The sequence below is a fragment of the Pedobacter chitinilyticus genome, assembly GCF_003313385.1.
Lineage (GTDB): Bacteria > Bacteroidota > Bacteroidia > Sphingobacteriales > Sphingobacteriaceae > Pedobacter > Pedobacter chitinilyticus.
Window position 1 is genome coordinate 31,635 of the sequence record NZ_QMHN01000005.1, and the last position, 15,457, is coordinate 47,091.

At 38.5% G+C, this 15,457-nt stretch carries 14 protein-coding genes; 4 read left to right on the forward strand and 10 right to left on the reverse strand.

Annotated features, from left to right (window positions below; all coding sequences use genetic code 11):
* Window positions 1-8: 8 nt before the first annotated feature.
* The 6 genes from DUT70_RS15085 to DUT70_RS15110 all read right to left on the reverse strand — a co-directional run bounded on the left by DUT70_RS15085 (window position 9) and on the right by DUT70_RS15110 (window position 4,284).
* Window positions 9-773, reverse strand: a complete 765-nt coding sequence (locus tag DUT70_RS15085) for a HEAT repeat domain-containing protein (protein ID WP_113648200.1) — start codon at window positions 771-773, stop codon at window positions 9-11.
* Window positions 763-1,326: an RNA polymerase sigma factor gene (locus DUT70_RS15090; protein WP_113648201.1), complete on the reverse strand. Its 564-nt coding sequence runs from the start codon at window positions 1,324-1,326 to the stop codon at window positions 763-765. The genes DUT70_RS15085 and DUT70_RS15090 overlap by 11 nt, the downstream gene beginning before the upstream one ends.
* 79 nt (window positions 1,327-1,405) lie before the next feature.
* Entirely contained in the window at window positions 1,406-2,104 is a 699-nt protein-coding gene (locus tag DUT70_RS15095; RefSeq protein ID WP_113648202.1) for a DUF6624 domain-containing protein, read from the reverse strand.
* Window positions 2,105-2,212: 108 nt separating this feature from the next.
* Window positions 2,213-2,854, reverse strand: a complete 642-nt coding sequence (locus DUT70_RS15100; protein ID WP_113648203.1) for a peptidase associated/transthyretin-like domain-containing protein — start codon at window positions 2,852-2,854, stop codon at window positions 2,213-2,215.
* A gap of 69 nt (window positions 2,855-2,923) precedes the next feature.
* Window positions 2,924-3,169: a NifU family protein gene (locus DUT70_RS15105; protein WP_113648204.1), complete on the reverse strand. Its 246-nt coding sequence runs from the start codon at window positions 3,167-3,169 to the stop codon at window positions 2,924-2,926.
* Between the two features lie 35 nt (window positions 3,170-3,204).
* Window positions 3,205-4,284 (reverse strand): Mrp/NBP35 family ATP-binding protein, encoded by a 1,080-nt coding sequence (locus DUT70_RS15110; RefSeq protein ID WP_205529812.1) that lies wholly within the window; start codon window positions 4,282-4,284, stop codon window positions 3,205-3,207.
* Window positions 4,285-4,498: 214 nt separating this feature from the next.
* Here DUT70_RS15110 and DUT70_RS15115 point away from each other — a divergent pair, with 214 nt between their 5' ends.
* The 3 genes from DUT70_RS15115 to DUT70_RS15125 all read left to right on the forward strand — a co-directional run bounded on the left by DUT70_RS15115 (window position 4,499) and on the right by DUT70_RS15125 (window position 8,056).
* On the forward strand, window positions 4,499-6,664 hold the full coding sequence (locus DUT70_RS15115; RefSeq protein ID WP_113648205.1) for a transglycosylase domain-containing protein: 2,166 nt from the start codon (window positions 4,499-4,501) through the stop codon (window positions 6,662-6,664).
* Window positions 6,654-7,193 carry a hypoxanthine phosphoribosyltransferase gene (gene hpt / locus DUT70_RS15120; protein ID WP_113648522.1) on the forward strand — a complete coding sequence of 180 codons (540 nt, stop codon included), beginning with the start codon at window positions 6,654-6,656 and terminating at the stop codon, window positions 7,191-7,193. The genes DUT70_RS15115 and hpt overlap by 11 nt, the downstream gene beginning before the upstream one ends.
* Window positions 7,194-7,396: 203 nt before the next feature.
* Entirely contained in the window at window positions 7,397-8,056 is a 660-nt protein-coding gene (locus DUT70_RS15125; RefSeq protein ID WP_113648206.1) for a phosphatidylserine decarboxylase family protein, read from the forward strand.
* A gap of 336 nt (window positions 8,057-8,392) precedes the next feature.
* Here the strand turns inward: DUT70_RS15125 and DUT70_RS15130 are convergent, their stop codons facing one another.
* From DUT70_RS15130 to trmD, 4 genes are all read right to left on the reverse strand, one after another.
* The gene (locus tag DUT70_RS15130) at window positions 8,393-9,532 is read right to left on the reverse strand and encodes a mechanosensitive ion channel family protein (protein ID WP_113648207.1); all 1,140 of its coding nucleotides are present in this window, start codon (window positions 9,530-9,532) and stop codon (window positions 8,393-8,395) included.
* Between the two features lie 3 nt (window positions 9,533-9,535).
* Window positions 9,536-10,762, reverse strand: a complete 1,227-nt coding sequence (locus tag DUT70_RS15135; RefSeq protein WP_113648208.1) for a Glu/Leu/Phe/Val dehydrogenase dimerization domain-containing protein — start codon at window positions 10,760-10,762, stop codon at window positions 9,536-9,538.
* Between the two features lie 159 nt (window positions 10,763-10,921).
* Entirely contained in the window at window positions 10,922-11,269 is a 348-nt protein-coding gene (gene rplS, locus DUT70_RS15140) for a 50S ribosomal protein L19 (protein ID WP_113648209.1), read from the reverse strand.
* Window positions 11,270-11,419: 150 nt separating this feature from the next.
* Entirely contained in the window at window positions 11,420-12,094 is a 675-nt protein-coding gene (gene trmD, locus DUT70_RS15145) for a tRNA (guanosine(37)-N1)-methyltransferase TrmD (protein ID WP_113648210.1), read from the reverse strand.
* Window positions 12,095-12,231: 137 nt separating this feature from the next.
* Between trmD and DUT70_RS15150 the strand changes: the two genes are divergently transcribed.
* Window positions 12,232-15,456, forward strand: a complete 3,225-nt coding sequence (locus DUT70_RS15150; protein WP_113648211.1) for a chondroitinase-B domain-containing protein — start codon at window positions 12,232-12,234, stop codon at window positions 15,454-15,456.
* Window position 15,457 lies beyond the last annotated feature (1 nt).

Consider the following 15,457-nt stretch of genomic DNA (forward strand, 5'->3'; position numbering starts at 1 on the left):
TATGTGTCTTATTGAAATTGTTGTTTGGTTAGTAATGCAAAATATACTTGGTCTTTAACTACATCCATGGTTGATGGATTGTCGGCCATGGCAATTAGCTTGTCGGTAGTTTCTGGATTATTACTGTGCCCAAGTACTTTTACCAATTCTAATTGTATCACTGGGTCTTTCTGTTTACTTAAACCTGCCGTTAATTGTTGTTGCACGTACTTATCGCCAGAAAACTTAGATAATACTTCCAATGTGGCTAAGCGTACGTTGTCATTTTCATCCTCGTTGAAAACTTGGCACAATACGGTTTTTAGTTTCTGATCAAGCTTATTTAAAGAACCCGCTTTAAGTACCGCATTTAATCTGCTAGCTACAGACAAACTATCTGCTAAGCCTGCATAAATTTCTTTATGTTGTTGTACTTTCGGTTGGTGGGTTACTAAACGTGTTGGTTTTTGGACTGCAACTTGCGTTTTGGGTGAAACCACTTCTGCAGGTAAATTAGCAGGCATTTCCACCTCATCTTTGTTGGATACTATTTGGCTCCCAGGTTTAGTCACCGTGTTTTCTTTTGAAAGGAACAAATAGGTGCCTACTACCATCATTAGCGAAGCCGCTACAGCCATCCAGGTATAGGTCAGCTTGCGTTTTTTCCTTTCCTGTAATAATTGGCGCTCCCTCATATTCCCCAAAATATTGCCTAGCATGTTTGGAGGCAAAGCTTCATTCTCAAAAGCCTCTTTGTGCTCTTGGACGTATCGCTTAAAAAAATCATGTTCCATAGTATGCCTTATCTTTTAATGCTAAATAAACTTTCTTTTTGGCTCGGTGGTATTGTGTCCGAACCGTGCTGTGGCTAATGCCCAGCATATTGCCAATTTCTTCTTGTCCCATATCTTCAAATAAATGTAGAGACATAATGGTCCGATAACCATCGGGTAACTGTTGTATGGCTGCTTTTACTTCATCCACCTTGCATTGAAACAAAAGTTCTTCATTCATGTCTAGTTCCTCTTCTGCTACTGCTTCTAGTTGACCATCTTCTGTAAAAACCATTTTTTTCTTTCTTAGGGTTGATATCGCCTGATTAAGTGCTATTCTTTTTAACCAGCCCTCAAAATTGTTTTGGTTTTTCAATTTTCCAATCTGCTCAAAAGCAGTGCAAAATGCTTCTTGTACAATGTCTTCCGTTTCAGCGCTGTTGCCCATTACTCTATAAACAGTATGGTAAATGCGCTTAGCGTATTTGTTGTACAGCATGGTATAGCCTTTTTCTTCTCCGGCCACACATTGCTTTACCAATTCTTCTTCGTTTATAGAAATGCTCAGGTGCAAGGGTTTTAAACTTAATTTGTACGTTAATAGTTAATTTGTTTTGGTGTAGCCTACTTCTTCTAAAGACTCAACCTGGTGTTTATCTAATGTTTTGCGCTTTCACAATTTTTTCAATCTCGGGTAATTTCTTTTTATAATCTTCTAAATTCCAATTTTTAACATAAGTGGCCATTGGAGGCATTCCCATTTGTTTACGCCTTTGGTCTAATTGGTCTATATCTACTATTGGATAAATGTAGCTTATGCCCGTTACCTTGTCTTTAAAGCCCTGACTTCCGTAATACTGCTTTCTTCCCTCTCTCATCGCAATGCGGTCTTCTAGGATTGCTAAATTACTTGAAAGGGTTTTTCCCTCTTTTTCTGCTTGTTGAACCAGAGATAGGTATTTTTTTTGTGTGTCTAAATCTGCATGCTGAATGACTAAAAATATACTTTGGCTTCCATTCATCCCTACTTCTTGAGGTCCCAACCAGCCATATTTTGTAAGGATAGCGTTAATTTTTTTTAAGTTAATCTCATCTTTTTCTTTAATGATGTTCCTAACGCTATCAAGTTTTGACGGACTAGCATTGCTTCTTGTCAAACTTGCAAGCTCAAATCTATATGACTGATCATCTTTGTAAATGGTGTCCAGCATAGGAAGTAATTCCATCTTAAATTTACTGCTATCAATGATAAAACTAGTTACCTGTGCATGTGCCTTTGCTTGAGTAAAAATAAGGACTGCTAAGCAAATGGTAGCTTGTTTTATAAATGTTGACGCGTTGTATGTTTTCATAAAATTAACGAATAACTATATGATAGTCGCCAACGTTAATCTTTTGTTGCACACAAATAAGAAAAAAAGAAAAATATTTTTTGAAGGAAGCTTTGGTCGAAGCAAATGTTATTGCTCTGCGCTTCTAGCTTTGTCGCCATTAAAGATTTCCTGCACGAGTTTACCCCAAGCAAAAGGGTTAAGCAGTGGGTTCGTTTGGCGCATGTTTACGTTCATCATCCTATCGAAATTATATCGATAGTTGGCATTGCTAATTTCGCCAGCATCACGGGGTAAGGTTAATTTTAAGCCGTTAATGCTTTGACGGGATAGATTTTTCTTAGCGATGGCCAAGTCGTCGTCGGCTATTTTCAACGAAAGAAAATCCTTATTGAACTCTTCAACCGTGGCCCAAGGGTTCACCCTAACCGTTTTTAGGTATACAATTTCAGATTTGATTTGAACCATTGCCGTATATTTATTGTCTACAATGTTTCTCGGCAATACCAAAGTTTTACTCGTGAAACCTACGGCAGAAAACATTACTGTATCACCAGGATTGACCACAAAAGAGAAGAAACCCTGATAATTGGCAGCATATTTTTGGCTCTTATTGCTAAGGTTGGTAATGGTTACATAAGGTACTACCATATTACTGTCAGCATCGGTTACAATACCCGAAAACTGCACAAGTTTGTTGGTTTGGATTTTATCTTGAGCAAAAGCCAGACTTACAAAAAACAACAATATGATCGTTAAACTAAATCTCATCTGTAATACAATAATAATACAAATGTAGGCGCTAATGGGTTTCTATTTGGTTAAAATGTGTTAAAAGTGTTACGCTTGCTCTGCCAAATCAACGGCTACTACACCTTTAATTTCAGGCACATCTTTCATAATGGCCTGCTCAATTCCAGCTTTCATGGTCATGAAGCTCATTTTGCATGAACCGCAACTGCCCAATAATTTCACTTTTACAATGTTTTCAGGAGTAATTTCTTCAATAGCCACATTTCCCCCATCAGCTATCAAATAAGGTCTGATAGTTTCCAAAGCTTGCTCTACTCGTGCTGTTAAATCCATGTTTAATTATTTTAAAGTATAAAAATAGTAAAAATTTAGCAATTAGCCATTAGCTGTACATTGTTGATAGAAATTTGCTGGGCAATTTTGCCTGCAATTTCCTTAAAGGCTAAGGCTTGAGGATGACTGGTTTCCAAAGCAATTGGTCTGCCTTTATCACCTGCCTCAGTAATGCTCTGCACCAATGGAATTTCACCCAAAAACGGAACTTTAAAGTGTTTTGCTAGTTCTTTACCGCCATCTTTTCCAAAGATATAATATTTGTTTTCAGGCAGTTCCTCTGGGGTAAAATAAGCCATATTCTCAATTACTCCCAATACAGGAATATTAATGCCTGGCATTCCAAACATGGCCAACCCTTTTCTGGTATCGGCAAGTGCCACTTGCTGTGGAGTAGTTACAATTACAGCACCCGCAATTGGAAAGCTTTGGCTGATGGTTATATGGATATCGCCTGTGCCTGGAGGAAGATCGACCAACAGATAATCTAATTCGCCCCAATCAGCATCATTGAAAAGCTGCTTGATGGCATTGGAAGCCATTGGCCCACGCCATGGCACTGGTTGGTCAGGATCAGAAAAAAAGCCCAATGAAAGCAACTTGATGCCATATTTCTCAATGGGAAGAATTAAAGTTTTGCCATCGGCGGTTTCTTTAGCGCTTGGTTTTGCCCCCACTAAATCAAACATGATAGGCACCGAAGGGCCATAAATATCGGCATCAATTAAACCTACTTTTGCCCCATCGGCAGCCAAGGTAACGGCCAAGTTGCTAGAAACGGTAGATTTTCCAACACCTCCTTTTCCCGAAGAAATCAAAACAATATTTTTAATGGCTTTCAGTTGGCTAGTATCAACTGGTTTAGTTACTCTTGAAGTAATGTTGATCTCTATTTCAGCAGCTGCGTCTACAAAATGCTTAACGGCGTTGATGCAGGCATTCCTCAGCATGTCTTTTAATGGACAAGCTGGAGTGGTTAATTCAAGCGTGAAAGCGACTTTTTTGTCTTCAATTTTAACATCCTTAATCATCTTTAAAGTCACCAGGTCTTTTTTCAAATCTGGGTCTTCAACATGGCTAAGTGCCGCTAAAACTTTTTCCTCGGTAATTATCATCCTTCAAAATTACTAAAACATTAGCTATAAATAATTTTGTATCTAGCTTTTTGTTGTATTTTTAACACGAAATGAGACGTAACAGACATTACTCCGCAAGGGGCCAAGTTTTGTGACGAAAATCCTGTGTCAGATAAGAAAACAATCCATATTCGCACATGAAAATAAACATTTGTGTTAAGCGTTTGTTAAAGCAGTAATTTCGAGGAGGTTTATGCAATTGCCCCAAATTAAGATACCGAAAAAATACCTGAAAATTGGCGCCTGGGTACTAGGCATATTTGCGTTGTTGTTAGTGGCTGGTGGAGCTGTGGCATATGGCAAAAGAGAAGCACTATTAAATAAAATGGTAGCGAAAGCTATTGCCAAAGCCGAAAAAGACTATAACCTTTCGGTAAAGATTGGGGAATACGGCTTTAGTGGACTAAGCAAAGTGCATATGAGCAATATTTCCGTAGTGCCCAAAGATCGCGATACGCTAACCACTATCAAAGATATGACCATTGGCGTGAAGATTTTTCCCTTGTTGTTTGGTGATGTAAAGCTTTCGGAAGTTAACCTTAATGATGGTAATCTGAATGTAGTAATGCGTGACACGCTGACTAATATCGATTTCATCTTGAAAAGGAAGAAAAAAGATAGTACCACCGCCAAAAGTAAGGTTGATTTGAGTGAATTGGCTAGTAATCTACTGAATCAGGTTTTCTATAAAATACCTGATGACATGGAGATCAAGAACTTTATGATGCAGTTGAATGACAACGATACCGCATCTGTAAAATTTTTAACCACTACCGCAACCATTGATGGAGGTGAACTAAAATCTACGATTAAGGTGAACGATACGGCTGCCGTTTGGCATATCAACGGAAACCTTGATCCTAGTGACAAGCAATTGGATGTGATGCTTTTTGCTGATGGGAAGAAAGTAGAATTGCCCTATTTAGAAAATAAACTGCACACCAAAATCAATTTTGATACGGTTAAAACGCAGATGAAGGATGCTAGTTTTAGTGGCGGCGATTATAAAATTTCAGGTTCATGGGCCATTAAAAACTTATTGATTAATCAGCCTCGAATTTCTGCGGATGATATTATTGTGCCTGATGCCCGCATAGAAGCAGACATGCTGATTGGAGAGAACTTTGTTTGTTTGGATAGTACATCGACGGTTTATTTGAGAGATGCTTACGTGCATCCTTACCTAAAATACACCCTGTCTCCCAATAAAATCTACGAAATGAAGCTGACGGCACAGGAGCAGGATGCCCAAGCTATTTTCGATTCGTTTCCTTTGGGATTGTTCGAATCTTTAGATGGCATCAAAGTACAAGGCAAGCTGAAATATAGTTTAGACTTTTATTTAGATACGGCTGTTCCCGATAGTGTGAGGTTTAATTCGACCCTAACTCCCAGCAATTTTAAGGTGCTACATTTTGGTAAAACCGATTTGCAGAAAATCAATTCGGATTTTATTTACACGCCTTATGAATACGGCAAGCCCATGCGTAACATCACCATTGGCCCATCAAACCCTAATTTTACAAGGCTCGACGATATTTCTCCCAACTTTAAAAATGCGCTGTTAACAGCCGAAGATCCTTCTTTTTATCGCCATAAAGGATTTGTAGAAGAATCAATCCGTAAATCAATTGCTGTAAACTTTAAGGAAAAGAAATTTAAGCGAGGTGGCAGTACCATTTCTATGCAATTGGTAAAAAATGTGTTCTTAAGCAGAAAGAAAACGTTGGTACGTAAAGCCGAGGAAATTTTAATTGTTTGGTTGATCGAAAACAACCACTTGGTGAGTAAGTCTCGCATGTTGGAGGTTTACTTTAACATCATTGAAATGGGCAATAACGTGTACGGCATTGGAGAAGCATCGAGGCATTATTTTGCCAAAAGTCCGTCTGAATTAACATTAGGCGAAGGAATTTTCTTGGCCAATATTGTGCCTAAGCCAAAAGCGGCTTTGTACAAATTCATGAGTAACGGCACATTGAAAGGCTATTTGCTGCCTTATTTTAGATATATCGGTAATATCATGGCCAGAAGAGGTTTAGCTCCAGCAGACACTACAGGTTACGGTTTTTACGACGTGCGATTACGTGAAGGTTTGAGACAATATCTGGCACCAGATTCTACTACTTTGGATACTAACTCGGTGGATATTGGAGAAGATGATATGATGACACCAGAAGGCATGCAGGATAAATCGAAGAGCTTGTTTGACCGTTTATTTGGTGGCTCTTCTAAAAAGGAAAAGGATACGGTTAAAGTAAAACCTGCCGTTGATACCGTAAAAACACGTAAACAATTAAGGCAAGAACGCCGTGAAGAGCGTAGAAGAAAAAGAGAACAAGAAAAAAATGGAAACTAGGGTAACTGTTCACCAAAAGGAATTTGAACTCTTGTTAGAAGAGGATACCATTGCCAAGCGCATTCGCTTAATGGCGATACAGCTTAATGTAGACTACGAAGACAAAAATCCTGTTTTTATAGGCGTGCTAAATGGCAGCTTTCTTTTCATCGCCGATCTGATGAAAGAGGTTGATTTGCTTTGCGAAACAGAATTTATCAAGGTGGCCTCTTATCATGGAACGGGCAGCACTGGCAGTGTTAAAGATGCCTTGGGCATGCCCGCTAATTTGAAAGGCCGACATTTGATTATTGTGGAGGATATTATTGATAGCGGCCTTACCATGAAATATATTCTCTCTAAAATTAAGGAGCAGGAGCCTGCTTCTGTGGCCATTTGTACTTTACTTTTTAAACCAGATGCCTTGAAAGAACCTTTGGAGGCTTTGAATTATATTGGCTTTGAAATACCCAACGAATTTGTAGTGGGCTACGGCTTGGATTACGATGGCTTAGGTAGAAACTTGAACCATATTTATAGAGCGATTTAAGTTTTAGAAGGCACTGATAATATAAACCTTGCAGGTTTCAAAAAAACTGCGAGGTTTTTTTGCGAGTACAACAAAAAGTATTTCTATTTCAATAAGATTTAGATTGCAAAATCCTGGGCGTCAGAATAAAAGATAAAACGTACAATTGGGCAAAAAATTGATAAATTTTTACGAGTTTTGCAGCATAACAAAAGCTAAGTTAAATGACCATACATAAAGAAGGATATACTTCCATTGCCCTTACGGTGCTTTTTATTTTTATCATTAATGCCGTTGTTGAATACCGTTTTGCCGACGTTTTTATATTGAGATGGTTTATCTATATCTTTTCATTTGCTTTGTTCATCACGGTACTTCAGTTTTTCAGAAATCCAAAACGTACTTTTACCAATGGCGAAAATTTAATTATTTGCCCTGCTGACGGTAAAGTGGTAGTAATTGAAGAGACTGAAGAAGGCGAGTATTTTAAGGATAAACGTTTACAAGTTTCTATCTTCATGTCGCCCGTGAATGTGCACATTAATCGTAACCCAATTTCAGGAGTGGTAAAGTTTTTCAAATATCACCCAGGGAAATACCTAGCGGCATGGAATCCAAAATCGAGTACCGAAAACGAGCGTACCACAGTTGTGGTAGAGCATAAAAATGGCTCTCCAGTATTGTATCGTCAAATTGCAGGAGCTTTGGCTCGTCGTATTGTTTGGTATGTAAAAGAAGGTGATCAAGTAGTTCAAAATGAACAATTTGGATTTATCAAATTTGGTTCAAGGGTTGACATCTTTTTGCCTTTGGGTACAAAAGTGAATTTAGAGCTCAACCAAGTGGTTAAAGGCGGGATTACCGTGCTTGGAGAACTGAGCTAATATTAAGTAGACCTTAAAATTCAGAAATATGAAAGTCTCGCACACGCGGGACTTTTTTTATGGCATTTTTTGAGAAGGAAGGCCTGAGTTTTATAGCGCATGTAACATGGCTATTTCGTCATTGCGAGGCACGAAGCAATCTTAAAGCGATAGTTTGTTTTTAATCTAGCGATAGTTGTAGGATTCGTGCCTCGCAATGGCGAGTTAAGGTATAGAGAGGTTTACCTTATCTTATACAATGTCTTTAGTTAAATAAACTGAATGACAGGTTAGCAAAAAGCCCCGCACGTGCGAGGCTTTTTTAATTGCTTTACAAATTATTTTAAGGATTAAAACCTATTTTTCTTCTTTGTGAGTGGCCTCGCCTACAGTACGTTGAGTTGGATAAGCAAACTCAGAACCATTTTTTGCAACAATTTCAATGATGCTGAAATTCACTTGCTCTTTGATTTTGATCAGGTCTAGGTCCTTTTTCATGGGCACTAGATAAATCACTTGCACGTTCAAAGATGAATCGCCAAAGGAATCCAAAGCTACGGTGCTGTCTGTGATTCCTGGATGTTCCTTTAAGTATTTTTCAATTTCAGAGATAATCTTTTTGATGTTCTCAGAACTGGTTTCGTAGGTAAGTCCGATGTCAAACTTCACCCTACGGGCATTTCTCATGGTGAGATTTTCCAACACACCATCTATCATAGAACGGTTGGGAATCACGTAGGTCGTTTTGTCGGTACTGCGTAATACGGTACTTCTAAAGCCCACTCGCTCAATAGTGCCTTCAATGCCATCAACCCTTACCACGTCGCCCACAGTAAAAGGTTTGTCCATAAAAATAAGGAACGAGCCCAATAGGTTTTCCAAACTTTCTTTGGCGGCCATGGCAATAGCAATACCACCAATTCCCAAACCTGTAATTAAGCTTACGGCATTTACCTCAAATACGTATCCCAATAACACAAAAAAGCCAATAAAAGCTACAATAAACTTTAGTAGTTCCTTAATAAAGGGTACCAGCTGGTCATCGGCTTTGTTTTTTGTATTGGCCGCTCTTACTAAAAGTACATGGGCGATAAAATCGATGATCCTTAAAACAATCCAAAAAACGGAAAGAATAATGAGGAAAAGGAAAATTTTATCTACAAACTCACCAATAGTAAAAGCTTGATTAACCTTTACCTTGTCTATGGTCTTTTTGTAATTGAAAAAGGTAACATCCAAAGGATGCTTTAGCTGGTTAATGGCAACGTAAAGGGTAGATACACTGATGAAAAACTCAATTGGCTTTAGCAATAAAGCAATAAAAGTTTCAGAATTTACTTGGTCAGCAAATTTTTTGAACAATTTAAAGATTAACTGACTAAGGATGCGTGATACGATCCTTTTAAAAAGTAATCCGATAAGAATAATGGCGGCAACAATAATATATTGCTTGATGGTGTTGCCCCAAAAAATTTGTTCAAAAAAACTGACTTCCATTCTTTATACTAATTGTTTTAACGCGATTTCAAAAGCGGTGCTCGATAAATTTGTTTTTTTATCAGAGGTTTGATGTACAGCAACAAGTGCATTTTTAATGATGTTAGATGCATCGGTAAAGATCGCATCGTCACTCATTTCAACATTGCGTTGCATTAAATAGGCAAATACCCTAGCCATGCCGCAGTTGGCAATAAAATCAGGGATGATCGCTAAGTGGTTGTCCGCATGCTCCATAATGCTACCAAAGAAAATTTCCTGGTCGGCAAAAGGCACGTTAGCACCGCAGGCAATTACTTCCATGCCAACGGCAATCATTTGGTCTACCTCATTTTGTTTTACCAGTCTCGAAGCTGCGGCTGGAACGAAAATCTCAGCACCCATACTCCAAATTTTTTCATTGGCTTCTTCAAAAGAAATCAGCTGATCTGAAACCAAGGTATTATTTACCCGGTTATTAAACAGGTCGGATACTTCTTGCTCACTAAAGCCTTCTGGGTTAATTAATCCGCCTACACGGTCAATAATGCCTACAACTTTAACGCCTTGTTGCGACAGGTAGTATCCTGCAGCAGCAGCTACGTTGCCCCATCCTTGGATAATGGCTCTTTTACCTTTGATATTACCGCCCCAAATTTCATAAAAATGACGGATAGACTCTGATACACCGTAACCGGTAATCATATCTGCTACTTTATACTTTCTCTTAATATCTGGGGTATAGGTTAAGTCCTCTAATACTTTGGAAACGCCATAACGTAATTGTCCAATTTGGTGAATACGTTCGTTTTCTCTGGCTTGGTAGTGGCCGTTGATAACACCTTCCTGCGGATGCCAGAGTCCATACCCTTCGGTAATTGGGATTACTTCGTGTATCTCGTCAATATTTAAGTCGCCACCAGTACCATAATAGCTCTTAAGCAAAGGCATCACTGCCTTATACCAGCGTTCCAAAACTTCTTTTTTGCGAGGATCAGCAGGATCAAAGTTAATTCCCGATTTTGCGCCACCAATAGGAGGACCAGAAACAGTAAATTTCACTTCCATCGTTTTTGCAAGAGATTCTACTTCGTGTTTGTCTAATCCTTTACGCATTCTTGTGCCGCCACCTGCTGCGCCGCCGCGTAATGAATTAATGACCACCCAACCTTCAGCTTCCGATTCTTTGTCTTTCCATTCAAAAACAATCTCTGGCTGTTTCTCTTCGTACTTTTTTAAAAGATCTTTCATTTATTCATGTGTGTTGAGACAATGGCTAGGTTTTCATCAACCCATAGGCTTAAATGTGGCTAAGCCATTATCAGATTTTTATTTGGTTGCGCAAAGATATAAACAAAAAAACCTCCACGAATATTCCGTGAAGGTTTTAATACTTTTATAATAAATCTATTATTTTCTTAAAGATTTGATACGAGCTGCTTTACCAGTTAGGCTACGTAAATAGAACAATTTAGCTCTACGTACTTTACCATAGCTGTTCACTTCTACTTTCTCGATGTTTGGAGAATTAAAAGGGAAAATACGCTCTACACCAACACCGTTGCTGATTTTACGAACAGTGAAAGTTTCATTAGCGCCATTGCTGTTACGCTGAATAACAACGCCTTGGTAAATTTGAACACGTTCTTTGTTACCTTCGCGAATTTTATAATGAACACTTACAGTATCTCCTGATTTGAAAGTAGGAACTTCTTTTTTAGTGATTGCCTGTTCTTCTACAAATTTTACTAAATCCATGATTTTAAGCTATTAAGCCGATATTTATGTTGTTTAAAATCGGACTGCAATATTAGGAATTATTTTTTAAAAATAAAAGTGAATTTTAAAAATTTTTGATGATTTGTAAATTGGATAATTCGCTAAGGATCAAATTCCCCAATTAGCATCTTATTTCAATAAGTCTGGCCTGCGTTGTTGTGTACGCTTTAAAGCTTCCTCGTGTCGCCACTCAGCAATTTTAGCCTCATGGCCACTCAATAGTACATCTGGTACTTTGTGCCCTCGCCATTCGGCTGGTCTTGTATAAATTGGGGAGTCTAGTAATTCACCCTGAAAGCTGTCTGACAAAGCAGAAGTTTCATCATTGAGCACTCCTGGAATTAAACGGGTGACTGCATCTACCAGTACAGCTGCAGGTAACTCTCCACCAGAGAGCACATAATCGCCAATGGAAATTTCTCTGGTGACATAAATATCACGGATACGTTGGTCTATTCCTTTGTAGTGGCCACATAAGATGATGATATTTCCTTTAATGGAAAGTTCGTTGGCAATAGTTTGGTTCAATGTTTCGCCATCAGGGCTCATGAAAATAATCTCGTCGTACGACCTTTCTCCCTGCAATTTTTCTATACAATTAGCAAAAGGCTCAATACTCATGACCATACCGCTCCCACCACCATAAGGATAATCGTCAACACTTTTTTGTTTATTGGTGGCATAGTCCCTTAGGTTGTGCACTACAATTTCGGCAATTCCCTTCTTTTGTGCTCTCTGTAAAATGGAATGAGCAAAAGGGCTGGTTAACAAATCGGGAAGTACAGAAATGATATCAAAACGCATAGCGCAAATATAAGGCTTTGTTTGCGCTTTGCCCTTACTTAGAAATATTGTAACTACTTCTTTTAAAGAAAAATTTGTTTTTACCTTAAAGTAATTATATTTGGTTAACCAAAAATTGGTAGACCAAATATAAACTGATGAAACTAGCTATTTATTATGTAGTGGCACTAGTGCTGTTACAATTTTCTTTGATGGCGCAAACTGCTGTGAAAACTTCGTTTGAAGCACCTACATATATTACTGGCAATGTTAATTCCCAAAACCTTTGGGCTGTCGCAAGTGGCAACGCTTCAATTAGCAATGCAAAATCAAAAACAGGAAGTAGTGCTTTGAGCTTTAACAATAGTAACAGTGCCTTGGCTGTTAACTTTATACCATATAGTGGTACGGTAACTGGCATTAGAGATATTTTTTATACAGATATGTGGATCAATCCTGTGGCTTTTGCTACGAAGGGCATTTATTTAACGGCGTATGATCAGTATGGCGGAAGTTTGAAGCGGATTTATATCGTAGAATTCACTTTAGACAATAAGATAAAAGTTTCTAATGGTGGGACACAAGTGGAAGTAGGGACTTGGACTACTAACCAATGGACAAGAATTTCAATTAGGACAGATCTCACTGCTGAAAAATTTAAAATAGCGATAAATGGGGTGTTGAATGCTGCTGATTTTGCAATGAGAGAGGCCTACGTGCCAACGGCAAGTTCAGGAAGGGCTGCAACTTATAAAGAGTTCCATTCTCTTCGGATTAATCATACTACGGATACACAGCTAGCAAGTTCCGATTTTACAATCGATGATCTTTATATCGGTAAAAGCCCAATTCCAGATGTTTCTTTTTTACCATCTTCTACCGCTAGAATAATCAATATTGAACAGCCTAGCTACGGAAGTATTTCTCTAAACCCATCACAAGCTAGTTATCAGATTAATGATCAAGTTACCGCAACTTTAACCTTGCCACAAGGCTACAAAAACGATGGTTGGACAGGAGACTTGGCAGGAACAGAATTGAGTAAGACTTTTAATATTACTAATAACATGGTTATTGGGGCCAATGTGGTGATAGACAATACGGCACCGCCAGCGGAATATGTAGTCACGGTAACACAACCTTCAAACGGCTTGATTACCCTATCGCCAGCACCTACTAATGGCAAATATTCCAGTGAAACTGCTGTGACAGCAACTATTGCGGTAGAGTCTTGCTATCAATTTAATGGTTGGACGGGGGGCTTAAGCGGTACACAATTTTCAAAAACATTTACTGTAAATTCAGATCTGTCCATTGGTGCAAATGTCGCCATCAACACCACCCCTGGTGTGGTTAGAAATGTGGCCTCTGTGGCTGAATTTAAAACGGCATTATTGCAAATGAATCCTGGGGATGTTATTGTAGTGGAAGATGGGAGTTATGATTTAAGCAGCTTAACCATCAATCGATCGGCTTGTCCAAACCGACCTATTGTGATTAAAGCAAGAAATCAGGGACAAGCCATTTTGAATGGGGCAACGGCATTGGTTTTAGATGGTTTGCAATATGTAACGCTTCAAGGTTTCTCATTTAAAAGTGCTAATGTGGGTACGGGTATTAAGATGTTAAATTGTAGCAGGGTAAGGATTACGAGAAATAGCTTTACTTTGGACGAAACTAATATTTCCTCTTGCAATTGGTTGTATATTGGTGATACTTTTGCGAGCACGGCACCATTAAAATCTGGACACAACCGCATCGATTATAATTTGTTTGAAGGCAAAACCAAATCTGGGAAATTTATTTTATTGGATGGAAATATTAACCAGCAGACACAATATGACACCATTAGTTATAACATCTTTAGGAACAATGGGCCTCGTGAGGAAAATGAAAAGGAAACCATTAGAATTGGAGTAAGTACACTTTCTCAAAGCAATGGTTACACTTTGGTGGAGTATAACCTCTTTGAAGATTGTGATGGGGATCCAGAAATAGTTTCGGTAAAGTCTTTCGCAAACACGGTTAGATTCAATACTTTTCGAAGATGTTTGGGTACGGTTTGTTTGCGCCAAGGGAACAATAGTGTTGTAGAAGGGAATTACTTTTTTGGAGAAGGTAAAACAGCTGTTTATACCAACGAAAATGGCAACTCGAGTATTATTGGTTGCGGAGGGGTAAGGGTTTACGGGAAAAACCACAAAATCTTTAACAATTATTTCTCAGGCTTAACAGGAAGTATTTTTGATGCAGCGGTAACCATTACCAATGGCGATGCGTACAATGTAGAAAATCCAACAGATTTGGCGAAGCACTATGTTCCTGAAAATGTAGAAGTGGTGTTTAATACCTTCGTAAATAATAAATCCAACATCGAAATAGGCTATAAGTACGATAAAGCTCCTATAAATTGCCTTATTGCGAATAACATTGTGAAAGAAAATGCTACGCAGATTGTGAAAGCTTATAGTCCGGAGGCTTTGGCTGGGGTTAGCTTTAATAATAATATTATGTACGCCACTAATGCCGCAAGTATCGGGATTTCTGTACCTGCATCACAAATCAAAAATATAGATCCTTTGTTAGAGCAACCTGTTTGTAACGGAGCTGGTTGCGAGCTGAAAAAAGCTTATGAAGTGCTCAGATTAAGTACAGCTAGCCCAGCGATTAATGCCTCCGTAGGAACTTTTAGTTATGTGCTTTCGGATTATGAAAAGCAAAATCGTATTGGTGCAGCGGATATTGGCGCTGATGAGTATGATAGAAATAATGCGATTGCGATTAGTGCTCTCGATGGAAGTAATGTAGGGCCTAATGCCACCTCTTTTGATTATAGTTATTTTACGGTACTGCCTATAAAGCTGGTTTCTTTTAATGCTTTCTATAACAAACAACAAGTGGATGTTAGATGGTCAGTAGCCATGCAAGAGAAAGTGCAACGATATGAAATAGAATGGCGCACAGATTTCTCAGACTTTAAAAAGATTGCCGAAACGAAAGCCGTAGATGGAAAGCTGAACTACACAGCTAATCATTTGACTCCTGAAGTTGGACACAATTATTATCGTCTTAAAACGGTAGATGAAGATGGAGCAACTGCATTTTTCGAAGAAAAAGTGGTGAATGTTTTTGCCAACTCATCGGTGAAAATTTATCCCAACCCTGCTACGAAGGAATTTAAACTAGACTTTGGTTACACGCCTTCAAAATCTGTCAAGCTTAAGTTGGTAAATTCAATAGGTAAAAATGTTTTGGAAATGGTCATGGCCCCAGCGTCTTCATATCAAGTGCCAATTAGTAACTTGGTCAAGGGAATATATTTTGTGCAAATTATAGAAGAAGGTAAGCAACCCGTTTCATTGCCAATCGTTATTAATCCTTGAT

What these genes read in the sequence shown, in the direction of transcription:
- DUT70_RS15085 (WP_113648200.1), bottom strand. Translation starts at nt 773, where the DNA reads ATGGAACATGATTTTTTTAAGCGATACGTCCAAGAGCACAAAGAGGCT.
- DUT70_RS15095 (WP_113648202.1), bottom strand. Translation starts at nt 2,104, where the DNA reads ATGAAAACATACAACGCGTCAACATTTATAAAACAAGCTACCATTTGC.
- DUT70_RS15100 (WP_113648203.1), bottom strand. Translation starts at nt 2,854, where the DNA reads ATGAGATTTAGTTTAACGATCATATTGTTGTTTTTTGTAAGTCTGGCT.
- DUT70_RS15105 (WP_113648204.1), bottom strand. Translation starts at nt 3,169, where the DNA reads ATGGATTTAACAGCACGAGTAGAGCAAGCTTTGGAAACTATCAGACCT.
- DUT70_RS15110 (WP_205529812.1), bottom strand. Translation starts at nt 4,284, where the DNA reads ATGATAATTACCGAGGAAAAAGTTTTAGCGGCACTTAGCCATGTTGAA.
- DUT70_RS15115 (WP_113648205.1), top strand. Translation starts at nt 4,499, where the DNA reads ATGCAATTGCCCCAAATTAAGATACCGAAAAAATACCTGAAAATTGGC.
- hpt (WP_113648522.1), top strand. Translation starts at nt 6,654, where the DNA reads ATGGAAACTAGGGTAACTGTTCACCAAAAGGAATTTGAACTCTTGTTA.
- DUT70_RS15125 (WP_113648206.1), top strand. Translation starts at nt 7,397, where the DNA reads ATGACCATACATAAAGAAGGATATACTTCCATTGCCCTTACGGTGCTT.
- DUT70_RS15130 (WP_113648207.1), bottom strand. Translation starts at nt 9,532, where the DNA reads ATGGAAGTCAGTTTTTTTGAACAAATTTTTTGGGGCAACACCATCAAG.
- DUT70_RS15135 (WP_113648208.1), bottom strand. Translation starts at nt 10,762, where the DNA reads ATGAAAGATCTTTTAAAAAAGTACGAAGAGAAACAGCCAGAGATTGTT.
- rplS (WP_113648209.1), bottom strand. Translation starts at nt 11,269, where the DNA reads ATGGATTTAGTAAAATTTGTAGAAGAACAGGCAATCACTAAAAAAGAA.
- trmD (WP_113648210.1), bottom strand. Translation starts at nt 12,094, where the DNA reads ATGCGTTTTGATATCATTTCTGTACTTCCCGATTTGTTAACCAGCCCT.
- DUT70_RS15150 (WP_113648211.1), top strand. Translation starts at nt 12,232, where the DNA reads ATGAAACTAGCTATTTATTATGTAGTGGCACTAGTGCTGTTACAATTT.